Genomic DNA, 16,761 nt, shown 5'->3' on the forward strand with positions numbered 1-16,761 from the left:
GATGCGCGATACGCCTTATGGCTTCGGATTGAGCATCGACCAGAATTTGGGGCCGCCCTTGGGGACATGCCATTCGTCGATCACTTCGAAGCCGAGCGACTGGTACAGGCTGACATTGCGCGGGGTCGCGGTTTCGAGGAACGCCGGCACGCCGTCCTCGCGCGCCTTGGCGAGCCCCTGACGGATCGATGCGGAGCCCAGGCCCTTGCCCTGGTGCGCGGGATCGACTCCGGCAATGTGCAGATACCAATAGGTCCCCGAAGGATGATGCGCGTCGATCGCATCGCCCACGCGCATCGCACGCGCCAGCGACGACCCGAACGCGCCGATCAACGGGAACAATTGCTTGAGCATCTCGAGCTTGCCGATCTCGGCCTGTCCCGGCCGTCGCCACAGGGTCGCCGCTTCGCCGCTCCCGGTGACGAGCGGCATGCCGCCCGCATCCTCGTCGAAGATCAACCGGAACATGCGCGGCAGCCGCTTCACGCGATCGGCGCGGTCGGGAAAGATGTATGAGGTCGCCGGGTCTTCGGCGAAGGCGCGCGCGAGCGTCACGGCGACGGCGTCACGATCCGCCCTGGTCGCGACTCGGATCATGCTGCCTTGCACCCTTCGGGCTTGAACACCCGCTTGGTCGACGCTGGATAGCATGCGAGCATCGCCGCCGGACGGATCGGCCGGGCCGCGAAGTTACCGCCGCAATTGGGACACGCGCCACCGAGCTCGCCATCGACACAATCCGCGCAGAAAGTGCATTCGAACGTGCAGATGCGTGCGTCAAGGCTGTCGGGCGCCAAGTCGCGGCCGCAGCACTCGCAATTCGGTCTCAGTTCGAGCATCGCCCCCCCTCCAACGAAAACGGGCGCCGGTCGAAACGATCGGCGCCCGTATCGTATATCACCATCGGAAATCTGGATCAGGCGGCGTCGCCGGCCTTTTCCTTTTCCTTCTTGGCATAGACGCGGATCGGATCCTTGCGGCCCTCGACCACGTCCTTGTCGATCATCACTTCGTCGACGCCGTCCATGCCCGGCAGGTCGAACATCGTGTCGAGCAAAATGCCCTCCAGGATCGAGCGCAGCCCGCGCGCGCCGGTCTTGCGGTCGATCGCCTTGCGCGCCACGGTCGACAACGCATCGTCGGTGAAGCCCAGCTTCACGTCCTCCATGTCGAACAGCTTCTGATACTGTTTGACCAGCGCGTTCTTGGGCTCGGACAGGATCTTGACCAGCGCCGGCTCGTCGAGATCTTCCAGCGTCGCGATCACCGGCAGACGGCCGACGAATTCGGGGATCAGGCCGAACTTGAGCAGATCCTCAGGCTCGACCGATTTCAGCACTTCGCCGGTGCGGCGCTCGTCGGGCGCGGCGACATGCGCGCCGAACCCGATCGACTTGCCCTGCAAGCGGTCGCCGATGATCTTTTCCAGCCCCGAGAACGCGCCGCCGCAGATGAACAGGATGTTGGTCGTGTCGACCTGCAGGAATTCCTGCTGTGGATGCTTGCGGCCGCCCTGCGGCGGAACGCTCGCCGTCGTGCCTTCCATCAACTTGAGCAACGCCTGCTGCACGCCCTCGCCCGACACATCGCGGGTGATCGAAGGATTCTCGGCCTTACGGCTGATCTTGTCGATCTCGTCGATATAGACGATGCCGCGCTGCGCCCGCTCGACATTATAGTCGGACGCCTGGAGCAGCTTGAGGATGATGTTTTCGACATCCTCGCCGACATAGCCGGCCTCGGTCAGCGTCGTCGCATCGGCCATGGTGAACGGCACGTCGAGGATGCGCGCCAGCGTCTGCGCGAGCAGCGTCTTGCCGCAGCCGGTCGGGCCGACCAGCAGGATGTTCGACTTGGCGAGCTCGACATCGGCACCCTTGGCACCGTGGTTGAGCCGCTTGTAATGATTATGCACCGCGACCGAAAGCACGCGCTTGGCCTGCTTCTGGCCGATCACATAATCGTCGAGCACGTCGCAGATTTCCTGCGGTGTCGGGACGCCGCCGTCCTTCTTGGAGACCAATGCCGACTTCGTTTCCTCGCGGATGATGTCGTTGCAGAGCTCCACGCACTCGTCGCAGATAAACACGGTCGGGCCGGCGATGAGCTTCCTCACTTCGTGCTGCGATTTCCCGCAGAACGAGCAATAAAGCGTACTCTTCGAATCGCCGCCATCTAACTTTGGCATTCAATCACCTCGTCACGCGCGGATACGGGCGCGTACCGTTTGAGGGCGAGCATGTTAGCGCGCCGCCGTAAACCCACAATAAAAAACACACCGCCTTAACCGCGTTATCGCGATCGCGGGACGAATCGCCGCATTTCGTCGACCACGTCCTTGGCATCTTTCAGTCCCGAACTAGTCGCTTCGCGGACCAATTTGACCGCATCGATTACCTGGCCCCCGGCCAGCAACCGTTCGACCTCCACCCGTGTTTCGCTGGATAATTCCAGCTTTTGCCCGGCTCGGACCGCCACTGGCTGCACGCGCGACCGTGGCGGCGCGATCAAATCGTCCGATCGACCCCTCGGCCGCAACGCCATCCCCAGCAAGACCAGAAAGACCAGTCCCGCCAGAATCAGCAGAGGCAGCGGAACGAACATTCCCCCGCCCCTGCCGCAACCTCAAGCCGCCTGCGCCTGGTCGTCGGCCGGCGCCGGGCGCTTGTCGAACACTTCGTCGACTAACCCGAATGCCTTGGCTTCCTCGGCCTCGAGGAAATTGTCGCGGTCCATCGAACGCTCGATCACGTCGATCGGCTGACCGGTATATTTCGCATACAGGTCATTCATCCGCTGGCGGATGCGCAGGATTTCCTTGGCCTGGATCTCGATGTCCGAGGCCATGCCCTGCGCGCCGCCCGACGGCTGGTGGATCATGATCCGCGCGTTGGTCAGCGCGACCCGCATGCCGGGCTCGCCCGCCGCGAGCAGGAAGCTGCCCATCGACGCCGCCTGGCCGATGCACACCGTGCCGACGCGTGGACGGATATATTGCATCGTGTCGTGGATCGCCATGCCCGCCGTGACGACGCCGCCCGGCGAGTTGATGTACATGTAGATGTCCTTCTTCGGATTCTCCGATTCCAGGAACAACAACTGCGCCGTGATCAGCGAGGCCATATGGTCCTCGACCGGGCCGACCAGGAAGATGATCCGCTCACGCAGCAGCCGCGAATAGATGTCGAAGCTGCGCTCACCGCGGTTCGACTGTTCGATGACGATCGGCACGAGGCCGCCGGTGACGGGATCGACGCGAAAGCCCGGAGGAGCGAACTGGCCGGTTTCGAACGGATTATGCATGTTAAGTCTCTCGGGTCCTTATGCCTTGCTTGCGCCCTACATCGGCGCTCGTCCGGCGGGGCGCAAGGGGGCGCGATGGTGAACGACGACACAGCGCGATTTTCGGCGTCTTGCATCGCCATCGCGGTGGGCGCACGTCTCTTGTAAAAGAAGGAGGCGATGCGATGAGCACCATTCTAGTCACGGGCGGGTCGGGTTTCGTCGGCGGGCACGTCATCCTGCAGTTGCTCGCCGCGGGACATGACGTTCGAACGACCGTGCGGTCGCTGGCCAAGGAGCAAAAGGTTCGCGACACGCTTGCGCAGGCCGGGGCGAAAAATCTCGACCGGCTGAGCTTCGTCGCGGCCGACCTCAACCAGAATGAAGGTTGGGCTCAGGCAGTCACGGGTTGCGATTATGTCCAGCACGTCGCCTCCCCCTTCCCGCTCGCCCAGCCCAAGGATGAGAATGACCTGATCCGCCCGGCGGTCGACGGCACGCTCCGGGTCCTGCGCGCCGCGCGCGACGCGGGGGTCAAGCGCCTCGTCCTGACCTCGTCGTTCGCGGCGATCGGCTATGGCCATGGCGACCAGGCCGCCCCGTATACCGAGGCGGACTGGACGAACGTCGATGGCCCGGCGGTCCAGCCCTATATGAAATCCAAGACGCTGGCCGAGCGCGCGGCGTGGGATTTCATCGAGCGCGAAGGGAACGGCCTCGAACTCGCGGTGGTCAACCCGGTCGGCATTTTCGGCCCGGTGCTCAACGAGGATCTGTCGACTTCGATCGAGATCATCAAGCGCATGCTCGAAGGCGGATTGCCCGGGGCGCCGCGGCTCTATTTCGGCGTGGTCGATGTGCGCGACGTCGCGGGGATGCAGATCAAGGCGATGACCGCGCCAGAGGCGAAAGGCGAACGCTTCCTCGCCGTCGCGGGCGATCCGGTGTCGATCTACGACATGTCGGTGATCCTGCAACAGGGGATGGGCGAGACGGCGGCGAAGGCCAAGCTGCGCAAGGTTCCCGACTGGCTGATGCGGATAATGGCGCTGTTCAATCCGCTCGCGCGCGAGGCGAGTCCGCGCCTCGGCATCCGCGCGGCGGCGAGCAACGCCAAGGCGCGAGAGGTGCTGGGCTGGCAATTCCGGTCCAACGAGGAAGCGATCTTGGCGTCGGGCGAAAGCCTGATCCGGTTGGGGATCGTGCGATGAACGATAACGCGCCATGGCATGCGCATATCTATTACGATGCGTCGGAACGCGCCGCCGCCGAAGCGCTGCGCGGGACCTTCGCCGACATGATGGTCGACGTCGTCGCGCCGATCCTGTTCATCGGCCGGATGACTGACGGTCCGGTCGGCCCCCATCCGATCGCGCAGTTCGAGATCCATTTCTCGGCCAGCGCTGGCACCATGGTGTCGCGCGCGATCGAAACGACCGGGTTACGCGCCCTGGTCCATCCGCTGACCGACGACGATGTCGCCGATCATACCACGCTCGCGCACTGGATCGGCCAGCCGCTCGATCTCGACATCAGCGTGCTCGATCCGCCGGGGCACAACCAGGGTGTCGCGCGGTTCGGGGTCAGCGATTTTTGACGGTCTATAATCCTCCCCCGCCAGGGGGAGGTGGCGCCGAAGGCGACGGAGGGGGCGGACGGCGCTACCTCTCGAATTGGCCCCTGCGCTCAAGCGCGATTGAGACGATCTGCCGAACCACGCCATCAAGGTTGATCAACACTTCCGTGGCAGGATAGCGCAGCACCATCAAACCCTGCGATGCTAGCCAAGCGTCGCGAACAGCATCGCGTTCGGGACGATCTCCACACGCATGCGCCTCGCCGTCGACTTCGATCGCGAGCTTCGCGCGCGCACAATAAAAATCGAGTACATAATCGTCGACAGCGTGTTGCTTGCGGAAGTGCAATTTCGCTTCGTTCTTCCTTAGCGCGAGCCACAACCCTATTTCGGGCGGCGTCATTTCCTTGCGTAAGCGCTTGGCGTTTCGCTTCCCGTATTCGGAACCACCGAGCCGCATGGCGTCCTCCCCCTCCGCCGCCTTCGGCGGCACCTCCCCCTGGCGGGGGAGGATTTTACGGGTACCGCTCGCCGGGCGCTGGATGACCCAAATACGCGAGCCGCCTGACCTCGCGCCGACCTCGCACCACCGTGTCGAGGATCAGCCCGGCGAAGAAGCACAACGCCGCCAGGATGATCAGTCCGGTCGCCATGATCGCTGTCGGAAGGCGCGGCACAAGGTGCGTATGGTAATAAGTGATCGCCAGCGGAATGCCGAGCGCCAGCGCCAACAGCGCGAGCAGTCCGCCGATCGCGCCGAAGAACAGTAATGGCCGCTCGATTCGGTACAGCGTCACGATCGTGTTGAGGATGCGGAAGCCGTCCGAATAGGTCGACAGTTTCGACGCCGATCCCTCGGGCCGCGCAAAATAGCGCGTCTCGACCTCGCCCACCGGCATTCGCAGTTCGAGCGCGTGGACGCTGATCTCGGTCTCGATCTCGAACCCACCCGAAAGCACCGGGAAACTCTTCACGAACCGCCGCGAGAAAACGCGGTAACCCGATAGAATATCGGTGAAACTCCGTCCGAATAATTGAGCGAGCATGCCGGTCAACAGCTTGTTGCCCATGACATGCCCGCGGCGATATGCGGCATCCTGCTGCGTCACCCGGCTGCCGACCACCATGTCGAGCTGCTCGTCGATCAACCGCCGGACGAGCTGCGGCGCGGCCTCGGCATCATAGGTCGCATCACCATCGGCCATCACATAGACGTCCGCATCGATATCGGCGAACATGCGGCGGACGACATTGCCCTTGCCCTGCATCCGCTCGGATCGCACCACCGCGCCGGCCGCGCGCGCGACCTCGACTGTGCGGTCCTTCGAATTGTTGTCGTAAACGTAGATCGTCGCGCTCGGCAGCGCGGCGCGGAACCCCGCGACGGTCTGCGCGATCGCGGCTTCCTCGTTATAGCAGGGTAGCAGGACTGCGATACGTGGTTCTGTCATTCGCGCCCCCAAACCTTCTCCCCTTGTGGGAGAAGGATACGGAGACTTGCGAGCTCGCTCGCTAGTCGCAGTTGGATGAGGGGAAGCGAAGCGCAGCTTCGCGCGGTCGCAAGGGCGACCGCCTACCCCTCACCCAGCTCCGACTAGGGCCGCGCAAGGGCGCGACCCAAGTCTGCGCAACCCTCTCCCACAAGGGGAGAGGGATAACAATGTCACTTCTTCGCCGGCGCCTTCTTTGCGGCCGGCTTCTTGGCGGGAGCTTCCTCGGCGGCTTCCGCCTTGGCGGCCGGAGCCTTCTTGGTCGCGGCCTTCTTGACCGGCTCTTCGGCCTTCAGCTCGTCTGCGGGCGCCTCGACCTTTTCGTCCGACTTTGACGGCGCCTTCTTCGTCGCCGCCTTCTTCACCGGCTCCTCGGCCTTGGCTGCATCAGCCTTATCGGCCTTATCCGCCTTGGCAGCCGGCGCCTTCTTGGCGGTGGCCTTCTTCGCCTTGGGCTTGTGATTGTCGTGGTCGTGATGGTGCGTACCGGTCGCGAAACCGTCTTCCGACTCGATCGCTGCCTCGAGCTCGGCGCGAGTCACTTCGCGCTCGGTGATGTCCGCGGTCGAGAACAGGAAGTCGACGACCTTGTCCTCATAGAGCGGCGCGCGCAACTGGGCGGCGGCCATCGGCTCGTTGCGGATATATTCGACGAAGCGCTGCTGGTCCTGCGGCGCATATTGCGCGGCCGCCTGGCTGATCAGCCGGCTCATTTCCTGGTTGGTGACCTCGATGCCATTGGCCTGACCGATCTCGGACAGTAGCAGGCCAAGACGCACGCGACGCTCGGCGATCGCCTGATAATCCTCACGCTCGGCTTCCATCTCGGCCAGCGCCGCCTCGGGATCAGGCTCATGCGTCGCTTCGTGCTTGAGCTGTTCCCAGATCTGGTCGAACTCGGCGGCGACCATCGACGGCGGCACCGGGAAATCGTGGCCGGCAGCAAGCTGGTCGAGCAGCTTGCGCTTCATATGGGTGCGGGTCAGGCCGTTGAGTTCCTGCTCGATCTGGCCCTTGAGCAGGCCCTTGAGCTGCTCGAGATCGTTGAGGCCGAGCGACTTGGCCAGGCTGTCGTCGATCTTGGTCTCGCCGGCTGTCTTCACCGACTTGACGGTGAGGTCGAACGTCGCCGGCTGGCCCTTCAGCTCCTCGGCGGGATAATCGTCGGGGAAGGTCACCTTGATGGTCTTCTCGTCGCCCGCCTTCACGCCGACGACCTGATCCTCGAAACCGGGGATCAGACGGCCCGAGCCGATTTCGACCGCCATGTCGGTGCCGGTACCGCCTTCGAACGCGACGCCATCCTTGTCCTTGCCGACGAAGTCGAGCGTGACGAGGTCGCCGGTCTTGGCCTTGTAGCCGTCCTTGGTGTCTTCCCAATTCTTCTGCTGCGCGGCGAACTTCTCGAGCTGCGCCTGGACTTCGTCCTCGCCGGCCGGAACCGTCAGGCGGTCGAGCTTGAGCTTGTCGATCGCCGGCGTCGGCACGTCGGGGAGGATTTCGAGCTCGATCTTGAGCTCGGCGTCCTTGCCCTTCTCATAGTCATTCTCGAGCTTGACCGAGGGCTGCATCGCCGGACGCAGCTTTTCCTTGCCGATCAGGGTCTGGATGCCTTCCTGAATAGCGGCATTGAGCGCGTCCTGGGTCAGCGCCTCGCCGTGCATCTTGCGAACCAGATTGGCGGGTACCTTGCCCGGACGGAAGCCGGGCATGCGGACCTGCGGGGCCACGCGCTTCACCTCGGCGTCGACCTTGGCGTCGATCTCCTTGGCGGTGATCGTCAGCGTGTAGGCGCGCTTGAGCCCTTCGTTCAACGTCTCGACAGTCTGCATTTCAGGCCTTCTTCTTTTCCGGAAATCTTGTTGGTGGCCAACCCCGCCCAAAAGCGCGGGGACTGGTGCGGGCGAAGGGACTCGAACCCCCACATCTTGCGATACTGGAACCTAAATCCAGCGCGTCTACCAGTTCCGCCACGCCCGCGAGAGGACCGCCGGTCGGCGGCGTCTATAGCAACTGCCGGGCTGGGAGCAACCCGCTTGGCAACCTGTGGGAGCATAAAGGCGTTGATGGGTTGAGAGGAAACCCAACATGGCCACTAATCCCCCGCCCGAAACACCGCCGCCCAGCCAACCGCCTGAACCGAGTCAGCCGGCCCAACCGACCCCCGCTCCGCCCGAGATCGCGCCACCGATGCCGGACATCGACGTGCCCTCCCCCGGCGAACAGCCGACCGGCCCAGCCAACCCGCAAGGATGATCCCGATGACTAATAGAGACCCCCGTACCGACGCCAGCGGCGAACAAGAGCGCAACACACGCAAGGGCGACCCGCCCAGCGACCTCCAGCAGGAAGTCGAAGCGCGCAAGGATGCGGTCGAACGCGGCGAAGGCGGACCCGAGCCCGACAACATGACCGCGCCCGGCCTGTTCTCCGGTAATGCCGGCACCGGCGGCGAGACCAAAAACCAGGACGACGACGCGCAATAACGCCTCCGGATTTAAGCCGGCGCCATTTACTTTGAACTGGCGCCGCCACCACGACGTGACGGCGCCCTACTCAAAATATCGCGGATGTCGTCATTTTGCCGGAGTAGAAGCGGCCTTGTCGACCGCAGCGATATCCGGCCACCGATTGCTCGACGTTCCCGCCGGAATATTCGGATCGCTTACCGCCGCGGCGGCCTCAGCGGACTCGTGCCCCATAGGCGACAGGCCCGACATCCGGTTAACCATCCATCCGCCGCTATTGTCGAACCGCGTCTCGATCAACTGAGCCTTGGTTCGCTTGTTGGCCGAGATTGCTGCCGGGAGCGGATTGGCATCGTCGGCGGGAGCAACGAACATCAGGTCAGCCATCGTATAGGGATGTTTGGACAGGTCGGCGGAAGCCTCTTGTCCACGAAACTGTTCGAACGGCTGGATAGCAGCTGGGCTTTCGGGGAGTACGGTGACGATCGTACCGATGTCGGTCATCTCGCCGGGTTTCACCGTGAAGCGATAGCTCCCCATGCAGAAACAGGTCGATTCGGTTCCGACGATCGCCCATTCGCCGGGCGTCACCGGCACGAGATAAACGGAGCCGTCGGTGCCGGAGACCTTCTCCGAGCCTAACGGCTTGCGCCCGCCGACGACGACGCGCCAGCCCTCCCCTTTGGGCACTGGATTGGCGTCTTTCTTGGATGGTGTGCGCAAACGGCTGGTGGCCGGATCGATGCGTTGCAGGATGACGTTGGGCGCCGTTCCCTTGGCGTCGAACGTCGGGCCGACGCGAACCAAAACGAACCCCATATCAGGCGTGATGGCCGGGGGTCCCTTGTCTTTGGCAGCGGCGGGCATGGCGATGAGGGTGGCGACAAGCGCCGCGAGCATTGGAAGAATACGGATCATCGCGGCAGCTTCTCGGTGGTGGGCACAGGCCCGGTCATGAAGGCGATCATGCGATCGACAGCGTTATCGCTGCGCATGACCGTGTTCCACTGCGCTTCCGGCAGGGCGTAGCGCGAATAGCCGTGGAGCGCCATGCAGTTGCGCATCGACGAGTCACGCCGCCGGCGCTGCTCGACACTCATCGCGATCGCATCGGCAATCCCGGCCAGCAGGCCGCCACCCATGGCCACGGCATAGCGCGTGCCTCTGGGCGCCGGGCCGGCACGACCGGCGAGCGCCATGCAATAGTTCAGGTCGTTGCGAATTACGTCGGCCGGCTGGCCGTCTCCGTAAAACATGAAAAATTTGGTGGTGTCATCGTCGTCCTTGTCCTTCGCGGATGCGACGGTCGGACTGCACAGCACCGCCGCGGCAACCGCCGCGGCGCAGAATTTTCGGATCATGCGACCTCCCCCTTGAACCGCGCGCCGAATCGGCGACGGCAAACAAAAGGCTATCGCTGGTTTTGGCCGCAGCCAAGTCGGATCGGCGGCCAACAGCGTGCGGCTGCTGGGTTATTTCACACGCCGCGCGCCGAGAACGCGCACCGGCGCCGCAGGGACCTCTCCCTTGAACGACCCGCGCACGGTTGCATTGGGGTCAATCGGCGCGTCGAAGATCTTCAGCACAACGTCCATGCCGTCAACCACCCGCCCGAACGCGGCATAGCCGAGATTGGTCTTGAGCGCGTCGTCGGGCTTGGTCGGGTCGGCATCGAACGACGGCTGGTCGCCGACGCTGATGGTGAAGTCTCCGCGCGCCGAGCCCGGCGCCAGCCGCGCGGTCGACAGCGTTCCGTTGAGATGCTTCAGGCCGGTGATCGTGGTCGGCTCGTGCTTGATCGGCGGCAATGTCCGCTTGGGATCGCCGTTGGTCCCGAACTGCACGAAGCCAAATTTGTCGGCGACCTTGCAGGTCCGGTAGAAGGTGATGCCGTCGAGCTTCTTCTGGTCGACATAATGCAGGAAATTGGCGGCGGTGACCGGCGCCTTGGCCGTCTCGACCTCGACCGTGAAACTGCCGGCCGTCGTGTCGATCTTCACGCGTGGCAAAGCGGGCACGGGCGTCGGCGCGACGGCAGGCGCCGGCGCGGGCTGCGGCGCAGGTGCGGGACTCGTCTGGGCTAGTACCGGCGTCGCCAACAGGCCCAGCGTCATGGGAATCAGTCGCCGCATCGTTCTCGCTCCTTTTGAGAGTCAGCCTATTTCGCCGGGCAGACGGCGGCAACTGCCCTCAGCGGCAAGCTCCTACGGCTCAAAACGGCGCCGTCTCTCAGGACAGCGCCTTCTTGAGCAATTCATTGACCACACCGGGATTGGCCTTGCCGCCCATCGCCTTCATCGTCTGGCCGACGAAGAAACCGAACAGGGCTTCCTTGCCGCCGCGATACTGCTCCAGCTGGTTCGGATTCTTCGCCAGCACATCGGCGATCACCGCCTCGATCGCGCCGGTATCGCTGGTCTGCTTCAGTCCGCGCTCCTCGACGATCTTGCCGGGGGCATCGCCGGTTTCGAGCATCACCTCGAACACCTGCTTGGCAAGGCTGCCGGACAAGGTGCCATTGTCGACCAGCGCCAGCAATTCAGCCGCCTGACCCGGCGTCACCGGCGATTCGGTGATGTCCTTGCCCAGCCGGTTGAGCGCGCCGAACAATTCGGACGATACCCAGTTCGCCGCCGCGACGGGCTTGGCGCTTTCGTCGAGCAAGGCGTCGAACCAGCGCGCGGTCTCGACCTCGGCGGTCAGCACGGCGGCCTGATAAGGCGTGATGCCCTGCGCTTCGTACCGCGCGCGCTTGGCGTCCGGCAGTTCCGGGAGGCTGTCGCGGCATGCCTCCAGGAACGCATCGTCGAGCTCGAGCGGCAGCAGGTCGGGATCGGGGAAATAGCGGTAATCGTGCGCGTCTTCCTTCGACCGCATCGACCGCGTCGTGCCGGTGTCGGGATTGAACAGCCGCGTTTCCTGGACGATCTGGCCGCCCGATTCGAGCACGTCGACCTGGCGCGACGCCTCATGCTCGATCGCCTGCATGACAAAGCGGATCGAGTTGACGTTCTTGGTCTCGGTCCGCGTACCGAAATCGTCACCGGGCTTGCGGACCGACACGTTGACGTCGGCGCGCATCGAGCCCTGGTCCATATTGCCGTCGCACGATCCGACATAGCGCAGGATCGAGCGCAATTTGGTCAGATAGGCCCCCGCCTCGGCCGGCGAGCGCATGTCGGGCTTGCTGACGATCTCCATCAACGCGACGCCCGAGCGATTGAGATCGACATAGGACCGCGTCGGATGCTGGTCGTGCATCAGCTTGCCGGCATCCTGCTCGACATGGATGCGCTCGACGCCGATCTTCTTGGTCGCCTCCGCCTCGCCTTCCAGCTCGATCTCGATCGCACCCTCCCCGACCAGCGGATGGTAGAGCTGGCTGATCTGATAGCCCTGCGGCAAATCGGCGTAGAAGTAATTCTTGCGGTCGAACCGCGACCATTTGTTGATCTTGGCATCGATGGCCATGCCGGTGCGCACCGCCTGGCGGATGCATTCACGGTTGGGCACAGGCAGCATGCCGGGCATCGCCGCGTCGACCAGCGACACTTGTGTGTTGGGCTCGGCACCAAACGCCGTCGCCGCACCGGAGAACAATTTGGCCTGCGAGGTGACCTGGGCGTGCACCTCGAGCCCGATGATCACTTCCCAGTCGCCGGTGGCGCCATGGATGCGGTAGGTCGAAGGAGCGGCAGTGCTGAGCGGTTCGGTCATGCCGGCGCAGATAGACGTTTGGGTCACCACGCATCAAGCCCGACTCCGTCATCCCAGCGAAAGCTGGGATCTCGAGCGATGGCGCAATGCGGCATGATGCCCCATCTTTCGCTGGGGCGACGGGCTATTGGGCAGCCGCTTCCTGATCGAACAGCGAGAAGCCGCGCGGCAGGCGGCGCGGGCGCGGCCGTCCCTGGATCTGCCCATCGATCGCGGCGATCGCGGCGATCAGGTCGACCGGCCGATAGGGCTTGGCGAGACAGCCGCGGGCGAAAGCTCGGCCGCCTTCCGGGCATTCGCCGGTGACGAAGACGACCGCGACTCCCCGGGCATGAGCTACCCGGGCGACATCGATGCCGCTGCCATCCGCCAGGGTGATATCGACAAGAACGAGGTGCACGTCCGCACCCGAACCGAGCACCGCGACGGCGTCGGCGACACGATCGACCGTGGCCACGACTTCGAACCCCTGTTCGATCAGCGAATGTTCGTTTTCGAATGCGATCAGCGGCTCGTCCTCGCAGACGAGGAGGCGGGTGATGACTCTTTTTGCGTGTCCGAACACCATGATCGTTCAACCCAGTCGCGCGCAGATCGTTTCGTCTGCGCGTCGTTACGTGTGCGTGGCTTAACGCCCGGCAACGGGTCCGGTGTAAATTTTCCCCCGTTCCCCTGCCAATCGGTATATTGGCGCGCCAATGCCTCCCTCCAAGACTCCCGACGATCAACGGATCGCAAAAATGTTGGCGCGCGCCGGAATCGCCTCGCGCCGCGAAGTCGAACGCATGATTTCCGAAGGCCGGATCGCGATCGACGGCGTCGTCGTCGAGACGCCGGCGACTTTGCTGACCTCGCTCGCCGGCGTCACCGTCGACGGCAATCCGGTGCGCGAGGCGGAAGCCGCGCGGCTGTTCCTCTACCACAAGCCCAAGGGCCTGCTGGTCACCGAACGCGATCCGGCGGGGCGCCCGACGATCTATGATCGCTTGCCCAAAGGGTTGCCGCGGCTGGTCCCGGTCGGCCGGCTCGACCTCGCCACCGAAGGGCTGTTGCTGCTGACCACCGATGGCGGGCTCAAGCGCCAGCTCGAACTGCCGGCGACCGGCGTCGAGCGCGTCTACCGTGCCCGCGCTTATGGCAATGTGACCCAGGTCCAACTCGAGGAGTTGATCCATGGCGTCGAGATCGAGGGCGTCCGGTATGGATCGATCGATGCCAATATGGAGCGTCGCACCGGCGCAAATTTCTGGATCGAGCTCAAGCTGACCGAAGGCAAGAACCGCGAAGTGCGGCGCGTGCTCGAATATCTCGGCCTGGAAGTCAGCCGCCTGCTTCGCACGCGCTATGGCCCGTTCGTGCTCGGCGACCTGCCGGTCGGGGCGATCGGCGAAGTGCGCGCGCACGATATCGATTCGTTCCGCAAGGATCCGACGAGGCTCGATCTGCCGCAACCGGCGCGCAAGCAAACCGCCGCGCTTTCGAACCCGACGCCTTCAGCCGCGCCACGCCCCGCTCCGCCAAGCCGGCAAGGAAATCCCCGAGCCCGTACCGAACCAGAGCGGCCACGCTGGCAGGCTGCGGCGCCTCGCACCGCCGCTCGCCCGGTCTCTTCGGAGACGCACCAGCGACCGTCGCAAGACGGCCCGCGTCGTTCGGACCATGCCCGCGATGCGACCGACCGAGTGCCGTTCAAGGAACGTGGCGCACGCAATTCCTCGTCCGACGACGTGCCGCGCTCGGCAGCGGGCAAGCGCCCGCCCAAACCCAAAGCCGGCCCGCGCCAGCGCGCCGACGGAACGCTGGCGACACGCTCGACCGGCGCGCGCAGCGATCGCTCCCGCAATTTTCGCAACGACCGCGGGGATCGTGATGCGGCCGAACGGCCAGAGCGTCCCGCTCGCCCTTCCGGTGGGACTTCCTCACGTGGTCCTGCCCGTCCTTCAGGCCCGGCGCGTCCCTCTGGGGCGTCGGATTCGCGCGGCCCTTCCCGCCCGCGTGGCGGACCGCGCCCGCCGCGAAAGCCGCGATAGATGCGGATCATTGCCGGACAGTGGCGCGGCCGCCCGCTTGTCGCACCCAAAGGTGACGCGACTCGCCCGACCGCGGATCGCACGCGCGAAGCCTTGTTCTCGATGCTGACGAGCCGGCTCGGCAGTTTCGAGGACTTGGCCGTCGCCGATCTGTTCGCCGGCTCGGGCGCGTTGGGGCTCGAAGCTTTGTCGCGCGGTGCAGCATCCTGCCTGTTCGTCGAGCAGGACAAGGCCGCGCTGGACGCGCTGCGCGCCAACATCGCCAAGCTCGGCGCCAAGGCCGACATCCGCGCACAATCGGTCCTGGCGCTCGGTCCGGCGCGCGCGCCGCTCGATCTGATCCTGATGGACCCGCCGTACGACACTGGCGCCGGCATCGTGGCGCTCGACAAGTTTGCCCGGCTGGGCTGGATCGGCCCAGCGAGTTGGGTGAGTATCGAAACCGCGAAGAACGAAAAGGTCGAGCTCGCCGGGTTCGAAGTCGATGCCGACAAGATCTATGGCAAGGCCCGTGTGACGTTGCTCAGGCAAATATGATCGTCGCCCCGGCGCAGGTCAGATCATCACCCCCGGCGAAAATAATCCGTCATCCCAGCGCAAGCTGGGATCTCAAGCGATATCGCGATACGGCCTGAGACCCCAGCTTTCGCTGGGGTGACGGCCACTTCCAACGGCTCTTTTCTAAGCCGCCTTCTTCGCCGGCTTCGGCATCGGATTGGAGAATTTCATCTCGTCGTCGACCGACCCGAATTTCAGCGCCATCAGGTCGCGGACGTAATTCTGGTGGACTCGCCACGGCTTGCGGTCGCCCTGGCGCGGGAATTTGTCGATCGAGCGCTGGACATAGCCCGAGGTGAAATCGAGGAACGGCTCCTCCCCCACTGGTGCGGAAGGCTGCGGCGTCGCCTGGCGCAGGCCGCGCTTGCGCATCGTGTTGAGCACCCGGCAGACATAGGCGCAGGTCAGGTCCGCCTTCAGCGTCCAGGACGCATTGGTATAGCCGAACGAGGAGGCCATGTTCGGGATGCCCGAATACATCATGCCCTTGTAATTGATCGTCCGCGACAGATCCTTGACCTCGCCGTCGACCGAGAATTGGACGTCGCTCAGCAATTGCAGCTCCAGCCCCGTCGCGGTCACGACGACGTCGGCCGGAAGCGTCTTGCCGGACTTGAGCAGGAGTCCTTCGGGCACGAACCGCTCGATCGTATCGGTCACGACATCGGCCTTGCCCTCGCGGATCGCGCGGAACAGGTCCCCGTCGGGCACCAGGCAGAGGCGCTGATCCCAGGGATTGTAGCGCGGGGTGAAATGCGTCTCGATGTCCTGACCGGGCAGTTCGGCGCGGACCATGTCGATGATCCGCTCCTTTGCTTTGGCCGGATGCTTCCGCGCCTGATTGAAGAAGAACAGCCCGAACAACACGTTGCGCCAGCGCACCAGACTATAGGCCAGCTTGCCCGGCAGCTTGGCGCGCAGCCAGTTGGCCAATTTATCCTCGGCCGGCCGCGCGACGATATAGGTCGGCGACCGCTGCAGCATGGTGACGCTCTCGGCTGTGTCGGACATTGCGGGGACCAACGTGACCGCGGTCGCGCCCGAGCCGATCACCACCACCTTCTTGCCCGAATAATCGAGGTCCTGCGGCCAGAATTGCGGGTGGACGATGCGCCCCTTGAAGTCCTCCGCGCCGGCAAAGTCGGGCGAATGGCCCTTGGCGTAATTGTAATAGCCCGAGCACATGAAGAGGAAATTGCAGGTCAGCGTGACCGGGCCGTCGGCGGTGTCGGCCTCCACCGTCCAGCGCGCGTCTTCGGTCGACCACGACGCCTTCTTGACGTGGTGGTTATAGCGGATGTGCTTGTCGATGCCGTATTCGGCCGCGGTTTCCTTGAGATATTTCAGGATCGCCGGCCCGTCGGCGATCGCCTTCGCCTCGGTCCACGGCTTGAACGCATAGCCCAGCGTGTACATGTCCGAATCCGACCGGATGCCGGGATAGCGGAACAGGTCCCACGTCCCGCCCATCTGCGGCCGCCCTTCCAGGATCGCATAGCTGCGGTCGGGACTCTGCGACTGCAGATAATAGCCTGCGCCGATTCCCGAAATGCCCGCGCCCACGACCAGGACGTCGAAATGCTCCATATGCTTTACCTCTCCGCCATACCGGATATTCGATTTTGCGCGGGTTGCAAAGA

General features: G+C 64.3%; 19 protein-coding genes and 1 tRNA gene. 5 read left to right on the forward strand and 15 right to left on the reverse strand.

The window, feature by feature from the left end:
- Positions 1-15 precede the first annotated feature (15 nt).
- From SPR01S_RS03700 to clpP, 5 genes are all read right to left on the reverse strand, one after another.
- Positions 16-597, reverse strand: a complete 582-nt coding sequence (locus tag SPR01S_RS03700) for a GNAT family N-acetyltransferase (protein ID WP_066585114.1) — start codon at positions 595-597, stop codon at positions 16-18.
- On the reverse strand, positions 594-839 hold the full coding sequence (locus tag SPR01S_RS03705; RefSeq protein ID WP_066585116.1) for a DUF1272 domain-containing protein: 246 nt from the start codon (positions 837-839) through the stop codon (positions 594-596). The genes SPR01S_RS03700 and SPR01S_RS03705 overlap by 4 nt, the downstream gene beginning before the upstream one ends.
- A 77-nt stretch (positions 840-916) precedes the next feature.
- Complete coding sequence (gene clpX, locus SPR01S_RS03710; RefSeq protein WP_066585118.1) at positions 917-2,188, reverse strand: ATP-dependent Clp protease ATP-binding subunit ClpX; 1,272 nt, start codon at positions 2,186-2,188, stop codon at positions 917-919.
- A gap of 104 nt (positions 2,189-2,292) precedes the next feature.
- The gene (locus SPR01S_RS03715) at positions 2,293-2,604 is read right to left on the reverse strand and encodes a ribosomal protein L7/L12 (RefSeq protein ID WP_066585121.1); all 312 of its coding nucleotides are present in this window, start codon (positions 2,602-2,604) and stop codon (positions 2,293-2,295) included.
- Between the two features lie 21 nt (positions 2,605-2,625).
- On the reverse strand, positions 2,626-3,303 hold the full coding sequence (gene clpP, locus SPR01S_RS03720) for an ATP-dependent Clp endopeptidase proteolytic subunit ClpP (RefSeq protein ID WP_066585124.1): 678 nt from the start codon (positions 3,301-3,303) through the stop codon (positions 2,626-2,628).
- 164 nt (positions 3,304-3,467) lie between these two features.
- Here clpP and SPR01S_RS03725 point away from each other — a divergent pair, with 164 nt between their 5' ends.
- Both SPR01S_RS03725 and SPR01S_RS03730 read left to right on the forward strand, forming a co-directional pair.
- Positions 3,468-4,493, forward strand: coding sequence for an SDR family oxidoreductase (locus SPR01S_RS03725; RefSeq protein ID WP_066585126.1), 1,026 nt, complete (start codon positions 3,468-3,470; stop codon positions 4,491-4,493).
- Positions 4,490-4,879, forward strand: coding sequence for a DOPA 4,5-dioxygenase family protein (locus tag SPR01S_RS03730; RefSeq protein ID WP_066585128.1), 390 nt, complete (start codon positions 4,490-4,492; stop codon positions 4,877-4,879). The genes SPR01S_RS03725 and SPR01S_RS03730 overlap by 4 nt, the downstream gene beginning before the upstream one ends.
- 64 nt (positions 4,880-4,943) lie before the next feature.
- Here the strand turns inward: SPR01S_RS03730 and SPR01S_RS03735 are convergent, their stop codons facing one another.
- The 4 genes from SPR01S_RS03735 to SPR01S_RS03750 form a co-directional block, all read right to left on the reverse strand.
- A complete protein-coding gene (locus SPR01S_RS03735) occupies positions 4,944-5,318 on the reverse strand; it encodes an endonuclease domain-containing protein (RefSeq protein ID WP_084250917.1) in 375 nt (124 codons plus the stop codon).
- 55 nt (positions 5,319-5,373) lie between these two features.
- Positions 5,374-6,309 (reverse strand): glycosyltransferase family 2 protein, encoded by a 936-nt coding sequence (locus SPR01S_RS03740; RefSeq protein WP_066585131.1) that lies wholly within the window; start codon positions 6,307-6,309, stop codon positions 5,374-5,376.
- A 212-nt stretch (positions 6,310-6,521) separates the two neighbouring features.
- Entirely contained in the window at positions 6,522-8,180 is a 1,659-nt protein-coding gene (gene tig / locus SPR01S_RS03745; protein ID WP_066585133.1) for a trigger factor, read from the reverse strand.
- A 63-nt stretch (positions 8,181-8,243) separates the two neighbouring features.
- Positions 8,244-8,328 (reverse strand) — tRNA-Leu (locus SPR01S_RS03750).
- Positions 8,329-8,609: 281 nt separating this feature from the next.
- Here SPR01S_RS03750 and SPR01S_RS03755 point away from each other — a divergent pair.
- The gene (locus tag SPR01S_RS03755) at positions 8,610-8,834 is read left to right on the forward strand and encodes a hypothetical protein (RefSeq protein WP_066585136.1); all 225 of its coding nucleotides are present in this window, start codon (positions 8,610-8,612) and stop codon (positions 8,832-8,834) included.
- 90 nt (positions 8,835-8,924) lie between these two features.
- Here the strand turns inward: SPR01S_RS03755 and SPR01S_RS03760 are convergent, their stop codons facing one another.
- From SPR01S_RS03760 to SPR01S_RS03780, 5 genes are all read right to left on the reverse strand, one after another.
- Positions 8,925-9,734 (reverse strand): hypothetical protein, encoded by an 810-nt coding sequence (locus SPR01S_RS03760; protein WP_157081914.1) that lies wholly within the window; start codon positions 9,732-9,734, stop codon positions 8,925-8,927.
- Positions 9,731-10,177 carry a hypothetical protein gene (locus tag SPR01S_RS03765; RefSeq protein ID WP_066585141.1) on the reverse strand — a complete coding sequence of 149 codons (447 nt, stop codon included), beginning with the start codon at positions 10,175-10,177 and terminating at the stop codon, positions 9,731-9,733. Before SPR01S_RS03765 ends, SPR01S_RS03760 begins: the two co-directional genes overlap by 4 nt.
- Positions 10,178-10,288: 111 nt before the next feature.
- Entirely contained in the window at positions 10,289-10,948 is a 660-nt protein-coding gene (locus SPR01S_RS03770) for a peptidylprolyl isomerase (RefSeq protein ID WP_084250911.1), read from the reverse strand.
- 97 nt (positions 10,949-11,045) lie between these two features.
- On the reverse strand, positions 11,046-12,533 hold the full coding sequence (gene gatB / locus SPR01S_RS03775; RefSeq protein ID WP_066585143.1) for an Asp-tRNA(Asn)/Glu-tRNA(Gln) amidotransferase subunit GatB: 1,488 nt from the start codon (positions 12,531-12,533) through the stop codon (positions 11,046-11,048).
- 124 nt (positions 12,534-12,657) lie between these two features.
- Positions 12,658-13,101, reverse strand: coding sequence for a response regulator (locus tag SPR01S_RS03780; RefSeq protein WP_066585147.1), 444 nt, complete (start codon positions 13,099-13,101; stop codon positions 12,658-12,660).
- Positions 13,102-13,231: 130 nt separating this feature from the next.
- Here SPR01S_RS03780 and SPR01S_RS03785 point away from each other — a divergent pair, with 130 nt between their 5' ends.
- Positions 13,232-14,563, forward strand: coding sequence for a pseudouridine synthase (locus SPR01S_RS03785; RefSeq protein ID WP_066585150.1), 1,332 nt, complete (start codon positions 13,232-13,234; stop codon positions 14,561-14,563).
- Positions 14,564-15,100 (forward strand): 16S rRNA (guanine(966)-N(2))-methyltransferase RsmD, encoded by a 537-nt coding sequence (rsmD, locus tag SPR01S_RS03790; protein ID WP_066585153.1) that lies wholly within the window; start codon positions 14,564-14,566, stop codon positions 15,098-15,100.
- Between the two features lie 144 nt (positions 15,101-15,244).
- Here rsmD and SPR01S_RS03795 read toward each other — a convergent pair whose 3' ends face one another.
- Positions 15,245-16,708 (reverse strand): flavin-containing monooxygenase, encoded by a 1,464-nt coding sequence (locus SPR01S_RS03795; RefSeq protein ID WP_066585157.1) that lies wholly within the window; start codon positions 16,706-16,708, stop codon positions 15,245-15,247.
- Positions 16,709-16,761 lie beyond the last annotated feature (53 nt).

This window comes from Sphingomonas pruni NBRC 15498, assembly GCF_001598455.1.
GTDB lineage: Bacteria > Pseudomonadota > Alphaproteobacteria > Sphingomonadales > Sphingomonadaceae > Sphingomonas > Sphingomonas pruni.

What these genes read in the sequence shown, in the direction of transcription:
- SPR01S_RS03785 (WP_066585150.1), top strand. Translation starts at nt 13,232, where the DNA reads ATGCCTCCCTCCAAGACTCCCGACGATCAACGGATCGCAAAAATGTTG.
- SPR01S_RS03705 (WP_066585116.1), bottom strand. Translation starts at nt 839, where the DNA reads ATGCTCGAACTGAGACCGAATTGCGAGTGCTGCGGCCGCGACTTGGCG.
- tig (WP_066585133.1), bottom strand. Translation starts at nt 8,180, where the DNA reads ATGCAGACTGTCGAGACGTTGAACGAAGGGCTCAAGCGCGCCTACACG.
- SPR01S_RS03770 (WP_084250911.1), bottom strand. Translation starts at nt 10,948, where the DNA reads ATGCGGCGACTGATTCCCATGACGCTGGGCCTGTTGGCGACGCCGGTA.
- SPR01S_RS03765 (WP_066585141.1), bottom strand. Translation starts at nt 10,177, where the DNA reads ATGATCCGAAAATTCTGCGCCGCGGCGGTTGCCGCGGCGGTGCTGTGC.
- rsmD (WP_066585153.1), top strand. Translation starts at nt 14,564, where the DNA reads ATGCGGATCATTGCCGGACAGTGGCGCGGCCGCCCGCTTGTCGCACCC.
- SPR01S_RS03780 (WP_066585147.1), bottom strand. Translation starts at nt 13,101, where the DNA reads ATGGTGTTCGGACACGCAAAAAGAGTCATCACCCGCCTCCTCGTCTGC.
- SPR01S_RS03730 (WP_066585128.1), top strand. Translation starts at nt 4,490, where the DNA reads ATGAACGATAACGCGCCATGGCATGCGCATATCTATTACGATGCGTCG.
- SPR01S_RS03740 (WP_066585131.1), bottom strand. Translation starts at nt 6,309, where the DNA reads ATGACAGAACCACGTATCGCAGTCCTGCTACCCTGCTATAACGAGGAA.
- SPR01S_RS03735 (WP_084250917.1), bottom strand. Translation starts at nt 5,318, where the DNA reads ATGCGGCTCGGTGGTTCCGAATACGGGAAGCGAAACGCCAAGCGCTTA.
- gatB (WP_066585143.1), bottom strand. Translation starts at nt 12,533, where the DNA reads ATGACCGAACCGCTCAGCACTGCCGCTCCTTCGACCTACCGCATCCAT.
- clpX (WP_066585118.1), bottom strand. Translation starts at nt 2,188, where the DNA reads ATGCCAAAGTTAGATGGCGGCGATTCGAAGAGTACGCTTTATTGCTCG.
- SPR01S_RS03725 (WP_066585126.1), top strand. Translation starts at nt 3,468, where the DNA reads ATGAGCACCATTCTAGTCACGGGCGGGTCGGGTTTCGTCGGCGGGCAC.
- SPR01S_RS03795 (WP_066585157.1), bottom strand. Translation starts at nt 16,708, where the DNA reads ATGGAGCATTTCGACGTCCTGGTCGTGGGCGCGGGCATTTCGGGAATC.
- SPR01S_RS03700 (WP_066585114.1), bottom strand. Translation starts at nt 597, where the DNA reads ATGATCCGAGTCGCGACCAGGGCGGATCGTGACGCCGTCGCCGTGACG.
- SPR01S_RS03715 (WP_066585121.1), bottom strand. Translation starts at nt 2,604, where the DNA reads ATGTTCGTTCCGCTGCCTCTGCTGATTCTGGCGGGACTGGTCTTTCTG.
- SPR01S_RS03760 (WP_157081914.1), bottom strand. Translation starts at nt 9,734, where the DNA reads ATGATCCGTATTCTTCCAATGCTCGCGGCGCTTGTCGCCACCCTCATC.
- SPR01S_RS03755 (WP_066585136.1), top strand. Translation starts at nt 8,610, where the DNA reads ATGACTAATAGAGACCCCCGTACCGACGCCAGCGGCGAACAAGAGCGC.
- clpP (WP_066585124.1), bottom strand. Translation starts at nt 3,303, where the DNA reads ATGCATAATCCGTTCGAAACCGGCCAGTTCGCTCCTCCGGGCTTTCGC.